Annotated in this window: 15 protein-coding genes and 1 other annotated feature; of the genes, 4 read left to right on the forward strand and 11 right to left on the reverse strand. The window is 42.1% G+C overall.

Annotated elements, in window-relative coordinates; all coding sequences use genetic code 11:
• The first annotated feature begins 60 nt into the window (after positions 1 to 60).
• Positions 61 to 272 (forward strand) — a binding site (T-box leader).
• A 41-nt stretch (positions 273 to 313) separates the two neighbouring features.
• Complete coding sequence (proC, locus tag NSU11_RS10960) at positions 314 to 1,141, forward strand: pyrroline-5-carboxylate reductase (RefSeq protein ID WP_024428040.1); 828 nt, start codon at positions 314 to 316, stop codon at positions 1,139 to 1,141.
• A 35-nt stretch (positions 1,142 to 1,176) separates the two neighbouring features.
• Here the strand turns inward: proC and NSU11_RS10965 are convergent, their stop codons facing one another.
• Positions 1,177 to 1,656: a DinB family protein gene (locus tag NSU11_RS10965; protein WP_024422896.1), complete on the reverse strand. Its 480-nt coding sequence runs from the start codon at positions 1,654 to 1,656 to the stop codon at positions 1,177 to 1,179.
• Positions 1,657 to 1,763: 107 nt separating this feature from the next.
• Positions 1,764 to 3,377, reverse strand: coding sequence for a M20/M25/M40 family metallo-hydrolase (locus NSU11_RS10970; protein WP_024422897.1), 1,614 nt, complete (start codon positions 3,375 to 3,377; stop codon positions 1,764 to 1,766).
• Between the two features lie 140 nt (positions 3,378 to 3,517).
• Here NSU11_RS10970 and namA point away from each other — a divergent pair, with 140 nt between their 5' ends.
• Together namA and NSU11_RS10980 are read left to right on the forward strand one after the other, a co-directional pair.
• On the forward strand, positions 3,518 to 4,534 hold the full coding sequence (gene namA / locus NSU11_RS10975) for an NADPH dehydrogenase NamA (RefSeq protein WP_024422898.1): 1,017 nt from the start codon (positions 3,518 to 3,520) through the stop codon (positions 4,532 to 4,534).
• A 120-nt stretch (positions 4,535 to 4,654) separates the two neighbouring features.
• The gene (locus tag NSU11_RS10980; protein ID WP_024422899.1) at positions 4,655 to 5,419 is read left to right on the forward strand and encodes an alpha/beta hydrolase; all 765 of its coding nucleotides are present in this window, start codon (positions 4,655 to 4,657) and stop codon (positions 5,417 to 5,419) included.
• Positions 5,420 to 5,465: 46 nt separating this feature from the next.
• Here NSU11_RS10980 and NSU11_RS10985 read toward each other — a convergent pair whose 3' ends face one another.
• Both NSU11_RS10985 and rnz read right to left on the reverse strand, forming a co-directional pair.
• Positions 5,466 to 6,773, reverse strand: a complete 1,308-nt coding sequence (locus NSU11_RS10985) for an aminotransferase class I/II-fold pyridoxal phosphate-dependent enzyme (RefSeq protein WP_176967010.1) — start codon at positions 6,771 to 6,773, stop codon at positions 5,466 to 5,468.
• Positions 6,774 to 6,912: 139 nt separating this feature from the next.
• On the reverse strand, positions 6,913 to 7,842 hold the full coding sequence (rnz, locus tag NSU11_RS10990) for a ribonuclease Z (protein ID WP_024422900.1): 930 nt from the start codon (positions 7,840 to 7,842) through the stop codon (positions 6,913 to 6,915).
• 221 nt (positions 7,843 to 8,063) lie between these two features.
• Here rnz and zwf point away from each other — a divergent pair, with 221 nt between their 5' ends.
• On the forward strand, positions 8,064 to 9,539 hold the full coding sequence (gene zwf, locus NSU11_RS10995; RefSeq protein ID WP_024428033.1) for a glucose-6-phosphate dehydrogenase: 1,476 nt from the start codon (positions 8,064 to 8,066) through the stop codon (positions 9,537 to 9,539).
• 47 nt (positions 9,540 to 9,586) lie between these two features.
• On the opposite strand, the gene NSU11_RS11000 is transcribed toward zwf, so the two are convergent.
• The 7 genes from NSU11_RS11000 to NSU11_RS11030 form a co-directional block, all read right to left on the reverse strand.
• Positions 9,587 to 10,309: a GntR family transcriptional regulator gene (locus NSU11_RS11000; RefSeq protein ID WP_024422902.1), complete on the reverse strand. Its 723-nt coding sequence runs from the start codon at positions 10,307 to 10,309 to the stop codon at positions 9,587 to 9,589.
• A 189-nt stretch (positions 10,310 to 10,498) separates the two neighbouring features.
• The gene (locus NSU11_RS11005; protein WP_029706057.1) at positions 10,499 to 11,905 is read right to left on the reverse strand and encodes a glycoside hydrolase family 1 protein; all 1,407 of its coding nucleotides are present in this window, start codon (positions 11,903 to 11,905) and stop codon (positions 10,499 to 10,501) included.
• On the reverse strand, positions 11,889 to 13,235 hold the full coding sequence (gene celB, locus NSU11_RS11010; RefSeq protein ID WP_024428031.1) for a PTS cellobiose transporter subunit IIC: 1,347 nt from the start codon (positions 13,233 to 13,235) through the stop codon (positions 11,889 to 11,891). Before celB ends, NSU11_RS11005 begins: the two co-directional genes overlap by 17 nt.
• A 25-nt stretch (positions 13,236 to 13,260) precedes the next feature.
• Complete coding sequence (locus NSU11_RS11015; RefSeq protein ID WP_024422904.1) at positions 13,261 to 13,593, reverse strand: PTS lactose/cellobiose transporter subunit IIA; 333 nt, start codon at positions 13,591 to 13,593, stop codon at positions 13,261 to 13,263.
• 3 nt (positions 13,594 to 13,596) lie between these two features.
• Positions 13,597 to 13,908: a PTS sugar transporter subunit IIB gene (locus NSU11_RS11020; RefSeq protein WP_024422905.1), complete on the reverse strand. Its 312-nt coding sequence runs from the start codon at positions 13,906 to 13,908 to the stop codon at positions 13,597 to 13,599.
• A 140-nt stretch (positions 13,909 to 14,048) separates the two neighbouring features.
• The gene (locus NSU11_RS11025; RefSeq protein WP_342493578.1) at positions 14,049 to 14,834 is read right to left on the reverse strand and encodes an SDR family oxidoreductase; all 786 of its coding nucleotides are present in this window, start codon (positions 14,832 to 14,834) and stop codon (positions 14,049 to 14,051) included.
• 12 nt (positions 14,835 to 14,846) lie between these two features.
• Positions 14,847 to 15,695 carry a GRP family sugar transporter gene (locus NSU11_RS11030; RefSeq protein WP_025093008.1) on the reverse strand — a complete coding sequence of 283 codons (849 nt, stop codon included), beginning with the start codon at positions 15,693 to 15,695 and terminating at the stop codon, positions 14,847 to 14,849.
• Positions 15,696 to 15,811 lie beyond the last annotated feature (116 nt).

The following is a 15,811-nucleotide window of genomic DNA, read 5'->3' on the forward strand; positions in this document are numbered from 1 at the left end:
TTTTTAACTGCCCCTATTGACATAAACTTGTCCATCGTTGCATAATGAACAACAAATATATGATGCGCGATGACAAGGATTAGTAAGCAAAATAATGATGCAAGAGAGTGAGGTCCGCCGGCTGAAAGACTTCACCATCCTCTTATTTGCTGAACCTGCCCTTTGAGCTGTTAGGCAAACCTAAACGTTTCCCGCGTTAAGGGACTAGAGCTGAGTATGCATGTTTGCATGCTAATTGAGGGTGGTACCGCGAAAAACCTTTCGTCCTTTTCAGGCGAGAGGTTTTTTTATTTTCTACAAGGAGGAGCAGCTTATGAGTAAAATTGGATTTATCGGCGCAGGCTCAATGGCAGAGTCTATGATCAAAGGTTTATTAAAAAGCGGCATGATGTCGAATGAAGATATCATTGTCACAAACAAAACGAATGAAAAACGATTAGAGGAATTACAGGCGCGTTATGGGGTCAAAACGGATTTCGCTCGGTCCTTTATTTATGAAGAAGCGGATATTCTCGTTTTTGCCTTAAAACCGAAGGATGCAGAAAGCGGAATTTCTGAAGTCCGTCCTCATTTACATGGACAGCTGATCATTTCTATTTTAGCGGGTATTTCTATTGAAACGATTCAACACTATGCTGGCGGAAAGAGTGCAGTCGTTCGTGCGATGCCAAATACATCAGCGGCGATTCAGCAGTCAGCAACTGGTATTGCCGTAAGTCATGAAGTGACAGAGGAGCAAAAGAAAAAGGCCGTCGAGCTGTTTGAAACGATCGGGCATGTCACAGTATTAGATGAATCGCAGCTAAATGCTGTGACAGCCATCGCAGGCAGCGGCCCTGCCTTCATTTATCATTTGATTGAAGGAATGGAGCGAGGTGCTTCAGAACTTGGAATGGACCAAGCAACTGCGAAATTACTCATTTGCCAAATGATTGCGGGCGCCGCTAATATGCTTCAAGACAGCGGAAAAGAGCCGGCCGAACTGCGCAAAGAAATCACAAGTGAAGGCGGAACAACAGAAGCCGGCCTGAACACACTGGCTGCCTATCAATTTGAAGAGGCCGTTGTCGATTGTGTCAAAACAGCCACTAAACGCGCAGCAGAATTAAACGAAATGTTTTCAGCAAGTACGTATAAATGAAATTGAAAAGCACCTGTTTTGATGACAGGTGCTTTTCACTGCCTCATTGACATGATGGCTTTGATTTGATCCAGATGATGTTGTTCATGTAAAGCGATGGTTTCAGCTAATACTTGGATGGTCATCACTCCTTCTTCCGGATGCAGACCTGATTGTTCCCATATATCTTTTTCTAATAGCCGAAGCGTGTTGTTTCTTCTCTCTTTCATCCGTTTGATCAATGCTTTGATCTCCTCTGCGTTATACCATTCATACGCTCTTTCTCTCACATATATTTCAGGATCATATGATTGAAAGGGCGTGTGATGATCTGATATCGCCTGCTCTATCCGCTCTGACCAGACTTCTTCTGTGTCATACAAATGCCCGGTGAGCTGCTTAATTGACCATTTCTCCTCCCCTAAAGATTGATCCAACATGTGCTCATCACAAGCCTCCACTAGCTTCTCTAGTTCACTTATACTTTCCTGAAGTGATGTGATGATGTCTGTTTTTGTTAATTTCCCAGTTTCCATTTAATTTTCTTACCCCCCTTCAAATAAATGTAAGTCTTCTTTAATATCATTTTCTATTTATTAAATAGAAGCCCTATCATCAAGATAGAGCTCTTCATTACACCTACTTATTTTTTCTCTAATAAAGCATGAATCGTTGATTCTAGCAATTCTGGCAAAATGCCAAAAGAGAACGGGACGTGCAGCCGCTCTGTCCATTTGTGCGGGTCCTTTCCTAGTGGACCTACGTTGATGACTGGAACGTAAAGGGCTTCCTTTTCTCCTTGTGGTAAAGAATAGCCTTTTTGGTAAAGCGGCATATTGGTTGTATAATAACCTACTTCCTGCTTCTCGAGCTGTAAGTAACTTAAATCAGACAATCCCGGGAAATATTTCACTTCCTCTACTTCAAGTCCATACACCTCTTTTGCCTCTTTTTGAATCTTCTTTAATGTCGTCTGAATATGCGGATCTTCTGTTGAGGACACAGAAGGGTAAAATGGCGGACTATAAAATAGCACAATCAGCGGCCCTTCTTCCTTACAGAGTGTCGTCAGCTCCGAGACAATTTTCGTTGAAAAATCACGATCTCCAAGTTCACCTCGGTTGGCGAATGCATAGTTGACAATGCGCTCAACTTCCTGTTCACCAGAGCGTTCTGCGGCTTTTTGATACAGCTCGTGATACGTAAGAACCGTCACCTGAGTGTCAATTGGAGTAAAGTGTTTAAAGCGTTGAAAGTCCGCTGTTTTCTGCTGAAGATTGGCCTCGATTTGGTCTGCTGCTTGTTTCGCAGTTTCATAGAGAAGTCCGTGCAGTTCTTCACTTGAACGTTTCATCATGAGCACATTAAATAAAGATACGGCTGTGTGAGGTGTTTGAACGGAATAGGCTTCTTTCAAGTCCTTTTGCATTAAGTTCGTTGGAGGCGGTGTTACTTCACCATCTACTTCCTCACAATAATCACTATTGAGCTCTAACAGCCTGTTTAGTTCAGATACCATATAATTCGCATTTAAGCCTGAGAAAGGCTCTCCTACATGTGTTTCAATCCCTTTACAGAAAAATCCGGCTAATACCTTTCCTATACTGCCTGTATAAATATAATGATGTTCATCCCCTGGATACTTTTCAAACATCGGCTCACTGTTTAAACACGCGCTATAGTCAAGATCATGTTTTTCTTTAAGCTCTTTTAATTTCGGCACAGCCTCAAGCATTCCTTGTGAATTCACTTCTTCATCAGGAACTGTGACGAGCAGGACATTTCCATCAAATGTTTCTGTCATCGCTCTTTCCAGTATAGAAAGCTGCACGGTGAGACCTGCTTTCATATCCATGGCCCCTCTTCCAAACAGCCAGTCGCCTGAAGCAAGGTCCTCTCTTGCCTTCTTTGGAAGAAGCTCACTTTTTTGCGAAAAGGAAGCCATTAACTCTTCAGGCTTGCATGCCATGTTTTGAAATTCGCCGTAATCTTCTGTATCGACTACATCAAAGTGACTAAGAAGCAGCACGGTACGCCGCAGCGTACTGCGCTTCACAAGTGCCGTTAAATAATACCGGCCATCTTTCATCGGATGCAAAGCCAAATGATGAGGGTTCTGCTCAAAATAAGGCCGCTCCCTTAGCAAATAATATAAATATTCCGCTAACGCGACTTCTCCTGTTGTACCTGATATGCTTTCATACTGCATAAGAGTTGTCAGGAGCTCCCTTAGTTCACTCTCTGTTTGCCATTTCATCCGTTCTCCCCCTTTGATGTCTCTATCTCTCCATTATACAAAAACGTGTATAAAAGCTATATTCTTTGAGCACCTTTTATGACGAAAGTTTGAATGGCTGTTATAATCGGCTATACAATTCCATGAGGAGGCGAAGGTATTTGGAAACAAAACTCTTTTCACCTTGGACATTAAAAGGTGTTACACTGAAAAACCGCATCGTGATGTCCCCGATGTGTATGTATTCATCCTATGACCGTGATGGGAAATTACAGCCTTTCCACTTCACACATTATATTTCCCGTGCACAAGGTCAGGCTGGTCTCATCATGGTGGAAGCAAGTGCTGTATCTCCTGAGGGAAGAATTAGTGATCAAGACCTCGGTATTTGGAGCGATGAACACATCGAAGGATTCGCTTCATTAAACGAACAAATCAAAGCATACGGAACGAAGACAGCCATCCAGCTAGCCCATGCAGGACGTAAGGCTGAACTTGATGGAGACATTCTTGCACCATCAAGCATCCCATTTGATGAAACATCTAAAACCCCTGTCGAGATGTCTGTTGATCAAATCAAAGATACCGTTCAGGCGTTTCAGGATGCAGCTGTACGGGCAAAAAAAGCGGGTTTTGACATCATTGAAATTCATGGTGCACATGGCTATTTGATCAATGAATTTCTTTCACCGCTGGCGAACCACCGAACAGACGATTATGGCGGTTCACCAGAGAACCGTTATCGTTTCTTAAGAGAAGTCGTAGACGCAGTCAACGCCGTATGGGACGGACCTTTATTTGTCCGTGTGTCGGCTTCTGATTACACGACAAAAGGACTTGATATTGCAGATTATATTGGGATTGCCACTTGGCTCAAAGAGCAAGGTGTCGACTTAATTGATGTCAGCTCAGGTGCTGTCGTACAGGCGAAAATCAACACATTCCCCGGCTACCAAGTAACATTTGCAGAGAAAATAAAAGAAGGAGCCGGCATTCAAACAGCAGCTGTCGGTCTGATTGTATCTGGTGTACAGGCAGAGGAGATTTTACAAAATCAGCGTGCGGATTTGATCTTTATCGGCAGAGAATTTTTACGGGATCCATACTTCCCGAAAACAGCTGCTCAAGAGCTCCGTACATCCATCGAAAGCCCGCGTCAATATGATCGCGCTTGGTAAAAGCTCTTAGGAAAAAAGGTGTCTATTTTTCGAAATAGGCATCTTTTTTGTTTTTAAGAGAAACATATCTGCCTTTTGTGCCGTCTTTTAGCTAAAGAACCACTTAGAGGAGATGGAAGAATGAATTCGGCAATGATTGAAAAAATGTATCATATAGATGGACACCACTTTTATACAAAACATCGTCAAGGCAAAAGGCAAGCCACGATTATCTTTGAAGCAGGCTACGGCATTTCTAGTGACACGTGGTCGAATATGGCACGTGATATTGACCCAGAGCTTGGGGTTTTCTTATACGACCGTTTAGGAAATGGAAAGAGCAGTGAGAGCGGTGAAGGAAGAACCTTGCATGACCTCGCTGATGATTTAGATGCACTGCTGAAAGAAGCCAATATTCAGCCGCCATTTCTTATTGTCGCTCACTCATTTGGCTCTCTTGTCAGCCGGTTATGGGCAAGCCGCAGAGGAGATGATGTCATTGGTATGGTGCTGTTAGACCCGGCAAGTGAGGAGCAAGAGCAGGTGATCCTGCCGCTTTTATCAAAGGAAGAACGCACTTCATATATGGCGCAGTTTACAGCAGAATGTACGCATGAGGACTTTCAGCAAATGCTAAGCACAATCAAAGAGGAGCAAACCCATTATGGAATGATGCCGCTTCTTGTCATTTCATCAGGTAAGAGCCGATTGTTTCACCCAGCTCATGAAGCTTGGCTCAGACTTCATAAACGCATGCTGTCTTTGTCATCCCAAAGCGGATGGATTCAGGCGCAAAACAGCTCGCACTATATTCATCATGATGAACCGCATATTGTACAGCTTGCTATCTATGATGTATGGTGCGCAGCCAAACAACCTGTCTCCTATTATCAAACTGCTAATTAAAATAAAAAACTCCTTGACCCGTTATGAGTCAAGGAGTTTCTTTTATTTATGCCGTTGGAGCAGATTGACTTTTTTCTGAAAGCAGCTTTTCAATACTGACAAGCTGAACACATAATGTAAAGATGTCAATCGCTTGCTCTAGTTCTTCAAGAGTCGGGAATGTTGGTGCAATGCGAATGTTACGATCAAGCGGATCTTTTCCATATGGGTATGTTGCACCTGCACCTGTCATTGTGACACCTGCTTCTTTTGCTTTTTGCACAACAGCTTTTGCACAATGATCAAGTGTATTTAAACTAATGAAATATCCGCCATTTGGCTTGTGCCATTCAGCGATATCTTTTCCGCCAAGTTTTTCGTCAAGAATGGAAAGAACGAGGTCAAATTTTGGCTTAATGATAGCTGCATGCTTTTTCATATGTTCCTTCAAACCTTCTGGATTTTGGAAGAAACGAAGATGTCTTAGTTGATTAATTTTGTCTGGTCCGATCGTTTGAATCGATAATTGCTTTTGAGTGAAGCTTACATTGTCAGGGCTAGACGCCATCAGTGCAACACCTGAGCCTGGGAATGTAATTTTAGACGTAGACGCAAACATAAACACACGGTTCGGGTATCCTGCCTCTTCAATTGCTTGAAAAATATCTTTTAACGTATCAGGTGTATCCGTTAGATGGTGGACTGCATATGCATCATCCCAAAAAATGCGGAAGTCGTCTGCTTTTGTTTTCATTGAAGCTAGGCGGTCAACGACTTCATCTGAATACGTAATACCGTCTGGATTGCTATATTTAGGTACACACCAAATGCCTTTAATCGCTTCATCTTCTGCGACCAATTTTTCTACCTGATCCATATCAGGTCCATCAGCCTTCATATCGACCGTGATCATCTCTATGTTAAATAGCTCACAAATGGCAAAATGACGATCATACCCTGGGCTTGGTGCAAGGAATTTTACCTTTGGCAGCTCTCCCCAAGGTGTTTTGCTGTCACATACGCCGTGAGTCATCGCACGTGCAATGGTATCATGCATCATATTCAGGCTTGAATTACCGCCGATGATGATTTGTTCTGGCTTTAAATTGAGTACATCTGCAAAAAATTTCTTCGTTTCAGGAAGGCCTGTCAAGCCGCCATAGTTTCGCACATCTGTGCCATCTTCAGCTGTCATTGCATCCTTTGATGTCACAACATCGAGCATGCCCATAGACAAATCGAGCTGTTTTGGTGAAGGCTTCCCTCTAGACATGTCTAAGTGCAAGTTTTTACTTTTGTAAGTTTCATACTCATTTTGTAGTGCCACATATAGGTCATTCAATTCTGCTTCACTTAATGCTGTAAAACCGCTCATCTTTGATTGTGCCTCCCGTATTCTTCATAGTTTAATTCGTCATTTGTTTTTTCTTCACCATTTTACCACTACCTGAAAAAGAGCGTCATCATAAATATCAAAAAAATCACACAACTTTTTTTGACGATTCATCCAATTTTTACAGGGTGCGTTCAATGGGGAAAGAAGAGAAATCATGTGCAGCTTCTGTCAGCGGGAATATATCGCGGGCTTCTTTCAACAGTTGTTTCAGTGCCTCTTCTCCTTGGTAACGTGCACTTATATGGGTCAAAATGAGCCTTTTTGCGCCTGCTTCCTCTGCTGTTTTCGCTGCTTGTTCTGTTGTACTGTGATAATAATTGTAGGCTAAATCTGCATCTTCTTTACCGAATGTTGCTTCATGGACTAACACATCCGCATTTTTGGCAAGCCTTGTTATATTCTCGCACAAACGGGTATCTCCTGAAAATGCAACGATTCTCCCTTTTTTAGGGGGTTCCAAATAATCGGTTCCATCAATGGTTCTTCCATCTTCGAGTGTCACGGTTTCCCCATTTTTCAACTTCTGATACAAAGGTCCAGGTTTTACACCGATTTCTTTTAGGTCTTCGGCTTTTAATGAACCAGGCATATCTTTTTCCACAACCCGATAGCCGTAAGCTGGAATCCCGTGAGAGACTCTTCTTGCTTCTACTTGAAAGGTATCGTCTTCAAACACGACCCCTTCATCTATTTCTATGATATGCAGCGGATATGTCAAATGCGTTTGAGTAGCTGAAAGTGCTGCGTTCACAAAGGCCTTAATGCCCTTTGGTCCATAGATCGTCAATTCATCCTCCCCGCCTTGAAAGGATCTGCTGCCAAGGAGTCCCGGAAGGCCATATACATGATCACCGTGCATATGTGTTATAAATATTTTCTCGATCTTTCTCGGTTTAATCGTTGTATGTAAGATTTGGTGCTGCGTTGCTTCTCCGCAATCAAAAAGCCACACTGCATTTCTTTCTTCTAAAAGCTTTAGCGCTGTGCAAGTGACGTTTCTTGTTTTTGCAGGAATGCCTGCACCTGTTCCTAAAAAGAGCAGTTCCATTACTTTTCCTCCTAAAGCCGGTATACAATATCTTCATTCATATAGAATACATGAAGACAAGGTAAATGTGAATTCAGCGGAATTTTTGAAAAAAGTGAAACGAGAGCAGAAAAAGTCGAATCAAATGTTTGCTTTACGAACAATGAAGCTTTAAAATAAAGAAAATGTACATACATTCTCGGTTTTTACAACAATGCTACGAATAAAGTGAGGTACTTCTCGTGAATACAGAAACTAACAACCCTAAAGCAGTCATTGTCATTTTTGGCGCAACAGGAGACCTTGCCAAACGCAAGCTCTACCCTTCTATACATAGACTTTATCATAGCGGAAAGCTAGGTGATCAATTCGCTGTTGTCGGAGTTGGACGCCGTCCATGGTCTCATGAGGACCTCAGAGCTGTGGTAAAGGAATCTGTTTCTTCTGATGATGCAGAAGCGAAAACAGAAGAATTCATTTCACATTTCTATTATCACGATTTTGACGTATCAAGCCCTGCTTCCTATCAATCGCTTAACACGCTTCTAACAGGTCTTGAAGATACGTACAGTATTCCAAATAACCGCATGTTCTATTTAGCTATGGCACCGGAATTCTTCGGAACGATTGCGAAGTTCCTAAAGAGTGAGGGCGTATCAGAAACAACCGGCTGGTCACGACTTGTCATTGAAAAGCCATTTGGGCATGATCTGCCAAGTGCCAAAACATTAAATGAAGAAATTCGTGATGCATTCACAGAAGATCAAATTTATCGTATTGACCACTACCTTGGTAAACAAATGGTTCAAAACATTGAGGTCATCCGCTTTGCGAATGCTATCTTTGAACCGCTTTGGACAAACCGCTATATCTCAAACATTCAAATTACATCCAGTGAATCCTTAGGGGTTGAAGACCGGGCTCGATATTACGAAAATTCTGGTGCACTAAGAGATATGGTCCAAAACCATATGCTTCAAATGGTTGCCCTTTTAGCAATGGAGCCGCCAATTAAACTCAATACAGAGGAAATCCGCAGCGAAAAACGGAAAGTATTGCGCGCTCTTCGTCCTTTTTCTAAAGATGAGGTCGATCAATTCTTTGTCCGCGGACAGTATGATACTGGTACGATTGATGGCAGCGAGGTTCCTTCTTATCTGAAAGAGCAAAATGTTGACCCGAACTCAAACACAGAAACATTTGTGGCAGGGAAACTGCTGATTGATAACTTTAGATGGGCCGGGGTGCCATTTTACATTCGGACAGGAAAACGGTTAGAAAAGAAATCTACTCAAATCGTAGTTCAATTTAAAGACATTCCAATGAACCTATACTATGGAAACGGAAATGCCATGCATCCAAACTTACTCGTCATTCATATTCAGCCAGATGAAGGCATCACCCTTCACCTGAATGCTCGCAAGCTCGATGGCGGCACGTATGCGAAACCGATTAAGCTTGACTACCAAACAAACTATAACGACATCATGAATACACCAGAAGCATATGAAAAGCTGATTCATGACTGCTTGCTAGGCGATGCAACAAACTTTGCTCACTGGGACGAGGTGGCACTTTCTTGGAACTTCGTTGATCCGATTTCTGAGAAATGGGCAGAAAGCAAAACATTAAAACCAAACTATCCTGCTGGTTCTATGGGACCGAAAGAAGCTGATGAGCTTCTAGAAAAAGATGGATACCATTGGTGGAATATATAAAATCATATAAAAAAAGAGCAGTCTCCCTTGGGGGTTCTGCTCTTTTTTTAACGTCCTGTTTTCGTGATTTCAACCGTTGAAAAGTCAAATTTATCATAGCGATGATGGCTAAATGAATATTCAAACGGCTGCCCTGCGTTTAAATAAGCAACCTGCTCGACTTCAAGCACAGGATCTGTTGGGTCACACCCTAAATACTGCTGATCCAGCTGATCTGATTTAGCCGCTCTAATTTTCTTGTGCGCTCCTGCTATTTTTAAATGAAGCTGATTTGAAATGTAGCCATAGATAGAACCCAGTAGAACTTCTTCATCTATGCCCTTAATGAGATTGACTGGCATAAACGTTTTTTCTAATACGTAAGGCTCTTCATCCACAAGACGGAGCCGGATGATATCATAAACAGGTGTGGTTGAGTCAATAGATAAATGGGCTGCCACCTCTTCGCTTGGAAAATGGACATCAAAATGAATGATTTGAGTCGTGACGTTTTTATCCGCCATGACCTTTGTGAACCCTTTATTTTCATGGCCTGATACATTGATTGCCCCTTGATTGAGCGCTGCCTTTACAATAAATGTACCGTGGCCTCTTTTTCTAAAGAGCAGACCTTCTGCAACGAGAAGATCAAGCGCACGTTTCATTGTCATTCTGCTGCATTGAAATTCGGCGGCAAGCGAGTTTTCATCTGGAATGGGTTGATCTTCTGGATAATAGGCTGTTCCTATTCGTTTTCTGATTTCTTCTGAAATGAGTTCGTACTTTTTCATCTCACACCACCAACTGACTTGTTTTTTCATAGCGCTTTATTCTAGAAGGAAATATGGCGTTTTTTAGCCTTCCTCTCATTTTACACTAAGGGATGTGAGCTTAAAAGGTGCCAGCCATTTTTGTTTCATCCACTTACCGTCACATAAGAAAAATACTTGCTCTTTTCAAGGAAAGAGCAAGTATTTTGATTAAAAACCGTTATTCTTTGAAACGGATTGAAACCAGTATCCGCTTTTCTTAATCGTTCGTTTCCCGTCTTTTTGAAGATCAACTGAGACAAATCCATAACGATTTTTATATGCATTCGACCAGGACCAGTTGTCCATAAAGGTCCATAGATGATAGCCTTTCACATTGCTTCCTTCTTGAATGGCTTGATGCACCCATTTGAGATGCTCAGAAATAAAGTCAATGCGGTAATCGTCATGAATCATTCCTTCTTCATCCTTAAACCGCTCTTCTCCTTCGACGCCCATTCCATTTTCAGAAATAAAGCATTCAATATTATCATAGTCTGTTTGAACTTTTTTCAATATGTCGTAAATGCCCTTTTCATAGATTTCCCAGCCTCGGTACACATTCATTTTTCTTCCCGGCATCTCAAAAGAATCAAAATAATGGTTCGGCATAAATGGTGCTTGAGGATGCGGCATATGCTCTTTCGCTTTCACTCTTCTTGGCTGATAATAGTTGATGCCAAGAAGATCAATCGTATTCTCTCGAATGAGCTCAAGGTCCCCTTCTTCCATACTTGGCATAAAGCCTTCTTTCTTTAAGACTTCTACTAGCTTTTCCGGGAAATGCCCCTTCACCGCAGGATCTAAGAAGGAACGGTTAAAGAAAGCATCGGCCATCTCTGCTGCTTCTACATCGCGCGGATGCTGGCTTCGCGGGTACGAAGGAGTCAGGTTTAGGATGATGCCAATCTTACCGCCTTGCTGCAGCTTTTTATAAGCCGCAATCGCCTTCGCATTTGATAAAAGTTCATGAAAACCGACCTGTACAGCCTTTTGGAAATCAACTTCGTTTGGATAATGAAAGCTATACATATATCCGCCTTCTACAGGAACAATCGGTTCGTTATGGGTAAACCATTTTTTCACCCGGTCGCCAAATAATTGGAAGCATAATGTTGCATAGCTCACATAATCATCGACCACCTGTCTGTTCACCCAGCCGCCTTTCTCCTGCAGCGCCATTGGCATATCGAAATGGTACAGGTTCACAAATGGCTCGATATCATGTGCAATCAGTTCATTGATCACATCATTATAAAAAGACACCGCTTCTTCATTCACAGCACCTGTTCCTTCTGGTAAAAGGCGTGACCATGAAATCGACAACCGAAATGAATTGTGGCCAATTTCTTTCATGAGACGGATATCCTCTTTATATTTTCGATAAAATTGAGATGTCACGTCCGGTCCTACGCCATCAAAAAAACGAGTTGGCTCTTGTTCAAACCAATGATCCCAAATGTTCGGTCCCTTTCCATCGCCGGGGACGCTCCCTTCTGTTTGCGTCGCAGAAGCAGAAGATCCCCACCAGAAACCTTCTGGAAATGTATATGATTGCTTGTTAGTTTCCATCGACATGTATTGAGTCTCCTTCACCTTTGATGTTTGCTGCCTTCGTTTTTTCTGTTGTCGTTATTTTTTCATTTTTCACATTCATACGGTCAATAAATTTCAGGAACGGGAACCAAATGACAAACACAATCATCAGGTTAAACAACTGAAGCAGTCCGCCCGCTAGTGAATTTGTTGCCATCATTCCGCTAATAAAGATCGGCACTGTCCATGGGATATTCACGCCTGTCGGCGGCGGTACAATCCCTGATGCCATCGCAAAATAAGTAATACATGTAATGACCATTGGCGCCAAAATCCACGGAATGAGAATAAGCGGATTCATGACAATCGGTAAACCAAAGATAATCGGTTCATTGACGTTAAATAATCCTGGTCCTAAGCCAAGCTTGGCTACTTGTTTTAATTGCTTACTTTTCAGGAAAATTAAAATCGTAAACACAACAGCAAGCGTCATACCGGTTCCACCCATTCCAACCGTATAGATTTCAATAAACTGCTTGCTGATGATATTAGGAACCTCACCTGTTTTTGTGTAGCTCTCTAGGTTTTGAATGGACAATGTATTCCAAATCGGATCCATGACAGAGTTGATAATAATTTGGCCATGAAGCCCAAAGAACCAAAGAATTTGTATAAAGAAAACAGCGATCAACGTCGGAATAATACCGCTTCCAAGACCGACAAGCGGCGCCTGAATAGCATGATAAATCAAATCATGCATATTTGTTTTGAAGCCTTGTGTAATGATGATATTTATGAGCAAAAAGGTTGTAAGTGTCAAAGTAGCCGGGATCAGTGCAGCAAAAGACTTGGAAACAGCTGGTGGAACCCCTTGCGGCATATTGATCACAAATTTCTTTTGGACAAAATAACGATAAATTTCAGCAGACAAAAAGCCTGTGATCATTCCTAGGAACATCCCCTTTGCACCTAAACGATCAACTGGGATAACGCCTGCAATCGTTGCACCGCCTTCTTGTTCTAGTAAAAACGGAGTTAGAAGCAAGAAAGAGGCTAAAGCAATCACGCCGCCAAAGACAGCTTCTACATCATAGCTTTTTGATAAATAGTAGCCAATCCCAAATACAACAAACACACTCATAATGCTGATGGTCGCACTTGGTGCGATATTCAGTGCAGACTGGACGCCCTCCAGTACGGTTTTACTCATGATTCTATCTAAAAATGGCAAATTCATCAGCACAACCATAATGGAACCAAAGATGGTGAGCGGGAACGCAAGCATAAAGGCATCACGTAATACGCCTAAATATCGGTTGTTGTTCAATCTCCCAGCAATCGGAACCAAAATGGCACTTATTTTATCAAACATTGGTTTCCCCCCTTGTTTACACCCTTTATTGTTTAAGCGATTGGAATATCGGCAGAAGCTCTCCCACAAGCTCCTTGATGGTAATGGTCGACATTAAATGATCTTCAGCGTGCATGAGCAATAAGGAAAAGGATGTTGTTTCTCCTCCTGCCTCTTTCTGCACGAGTTGAAAATGGATGTCATGTGCAAGCCGTAAATCCTCTTCCGCTTCTTTCATATGACTAAAAGCTTCTTCTTCTAGACCTTCTCGATATTGTTTCAGAGCCTGAAGCAATTTGCTGCGTGCATTCCCGCTGTGTAAGATCAATTGAAAGCTCACTTGTTCCTCCGTGAGCCCTTCCAGTGTTTTCTTTTCCATCCTTTAAGATTCCCCCATCAATGTAAGTGCCTGTTCATATGCTTTTTGTCCATCGGCAAGCCCGTATGCCTGCATATCAATGACCTCTACCTCAATCCCGTATTTTGTTGCTTCTTTTTGGAGGTCTCCTTTTAAAAAGCTCATTTGCGGTCCGATTAACACAACATCTGCATTCGCCATTTCTTTTTTTGCTTGATCTTGACCAACTGCCCAAATTTCTGCTTCGTCCCCAATTGAATCGGCATGTGCTTTCATCTTTGTCACTAGTAAACTCGTAGACATTCCCGAACTGCATGCTAATAAAATACGTTTCATTTCTCTCACCCCATTGTTGTAATAAAAGCGCTTCCAATTAATATTATATATTTTTATTTTTAAATGTCTAGACATTTAATTTTATTTGTCTGTATTTAATATAAAAAAGAGCGTACAATACGCTCTTTTTCTTAATTGTCTTATCCTTTTCCTGCCTGGAACCCAGGATACTTTGTCATGCCGCCGTCTACATATAACGTCAGGCCTGTGACATAGCTCGCCTCTTTTGATGCCAGCCAGACAGCGCATGCTGCCACTTCTTCCGGCTTTCCAATATAGCCGATTGGAATGAGCTCAATCACGCCTTTTTTCAATGCTGGATCATCGAATTTCTCCGCATTAATCGGGGTATCAATGGCGCCTGGTGCAATACTGTTTACACGGATTTTTTTAGGGGCATATTCAAGCGCCAATGTTTCTGTCAAAAGCTTGGCGCCTCCTTTACTAGCTGCATAATGGACAAAATGAGGCCAAGGAATTTGCTGATGAACCGACGACATATTAATGATCGAGCCTTCTATCCCATGATCTGTCATATACTTCAGTGCATCACGGCACCCTAGAAACATACCTGTTAAATTGGTAGACATTACATTGTTCCAATTATCCAGCGTCATTTCTGTAGAGGGTACTTCATTTTCAATGCCTGCGTTATTGATCATTACATCAAGACTGCCGAATGTATCAACGGCTTTATCAATCATCGCCTGCATATCCTCTTCCTTTGATACGTCTCCCTTGATTTTCACAGCCTGTCCGCCATGTTTTTGAATTTCTGCAATGGTATCATCCGGATTTTCTTTATCAGAGAAGTAATTAATCACCACATTGGCTTTTTCTTGTCCAAATCGGCGGGCCATCGCTTGGCCAATCCCTGTACCTGCACCTGTAATCAGAACTGTTTTTCCTTCTAAATCTGGATACATTCGTGTAACCTCCTATTTTGTAAAGCCTAGCAGCACACCGCCTGCAATGATCATCAAGCAGCCTGCAATGACAAAGCTTGTTCTAGATGCTTTCTCTTTTAATAAATAAATGCCGCCTAGTGTTGAGATGACAATCCCTGTTTGTGACATCGAAAAGCTTACGGCTACGCCGATTAATGGAATGGCCAAAAGCAGCCCAAGATTTCCTGTTGACCAAACAAGACCGGCAATGATATTTCTAAACGTATATTTACTAAATGGGTCCTGTTTTAAACTAATCGCTAATGATGAAAGCAGCATGCCGACGGATTGCGGGACAAGTGCAGACCAGCCATCAATATCAAACCATCTTAAAATGACGACATATCCGACGTAGCCAACGGTTGAGATGAGCAGAATAATGATCCCTTTTTTAAAATTGCCTCTGCCATTCCCGCCGCCATTCTTTTTTTGGCCGAGCGATGTCATCACAACACCTGCAATGATCAGTAAAATGGCGCAAGAACCAATGAGTATGACCGTCATCGTCTGCCATTCTTTGAAGACCATGACGCCAAATAGCGTTGTGCTCACAAGCTGCATGCCCGTTGATAAAGGAACCGCTTTAGACACACCGAGAAAAGCAACACTTGAAAGCTGATTCATTTGTCCAATACTCCAGAAGATGCCTGAAATGACGGAAACCGCAAAAATAAGCGGTGTCAGCTCTGGCATTTTGATGAAAAAGGCAGCAATCGAAAATAAAAACGCGCCGAGCGTAATGCCAAGGGTTTGCTGATACGCATTCCCGCCTAATTTGACACTGATGAGAACAATACTTCCCCAAAATATCGCTGGGAGAAGTGCATATAAGATGCCCACTTCTATCCCTACTTTCTTGTCTTTTTTACATAGCATCCCTCTTTTTCACATTTTTAGCCGAAAAGATGCAAACAAAAAAACCTTACCAAAGGTAAGGTTTTTCAGTCGTTCTCTAT

The sequence above is a fragment of the Bacillus sp. FSL R5-0712 genome (assembly GCF_038593285.1).
Lineage (GTDB): Bacteria > Bacillota > Bacilli > Bacillales > Bacillaceae > Bacillus > Bacillus safensis.

Excerpts from the sequence above, each read along its gene's own strand:
- NSU11_RS10965 (WP_024422896.1), bottom strand. The coding sequence starts at position 1,656 with ATGGAAACTGGGAAATTAACAAAAACAGACATCATCACATCACTTCAG.
- NSU11_RS11025 (WP_342493578.1), bottom strand. The coding sequence starts at position 14,834 with ATGTATCCAGATTTAGAAGGAAAAACAGTTCTGATTACAGGTGCAGGT.
- rnz (WP_024422900.1), bottom strand. The coding sequence starts at position 7,842 with ATGGAACTGCTCTTTTTAGGAACAGGTGCAGGCATTCCTGCAAAAACA.
- NSU11_RS10980 (WP_024422899.1), top strand. The coding sequence starts at position 4,655 with ATGAATTCGGCAATGATTGAAAAAATGTATCATATAGATGGACACCAC.
- NSU11_RS11005 (WP_029706057.1), bottom strand. The coding sequence starts at position 11,905 with ATGTCGATGGAAACTAACAAGCAATCATATACATTTCCAGAAGGTTTC.
- celB (WP_024428031.1), bottom strand. The coding sequence starts at position 13,235 with ATGTTTGATAAAATAAGTGCCATTTTGGTTCCGATTGCTGGGAGATTG.
- NSU11_RS11020 (WP_024422905.1), bottom strand. The coding sequence starts at position 13,908 with ATGAAACGTATTTTATTAGCATGCAGTTCGGGAATGTCTACGAGTTTA.
- proC (WP_024428040.1), top strand. The coding sequence starts at position 314 with ATGAGTAAAATTGGATTTATCGGCGCAGGCTCAATGGCAGAGTCTATG.
- NSU11_RS10985 (WP_176967010.1), bottom strand. The coding sequence starts at position 6,773 with ATGAGCGGTTTTACAGCATTAAGTGAAGCAGAATTGAATGACCTATAT.
- NSU11_RS11015 (WP_024422904.1), bottom strand. The coding sequence starts at position 13,593 with ATGGAAAAGAAAACACTGGAAGGGCTCACGGAGGAACAAGTGAGCTTT.
- NSU11_RS11000 (WP_024422902.1), bottom strand. The coding sequence starts at position 10,309 with ATGAAAAAGTACGAACTCATTTCAGAAGAAATCAGAAAACGAATAGGA.
- NSU11_RS10970 (WP_024422897.1), bottom strand. The coding sequence starts at position 3,377 with ATGAAATGGCAAACAGAGAGTGAACTAAGGGAGCTCCTGACAACTCTT.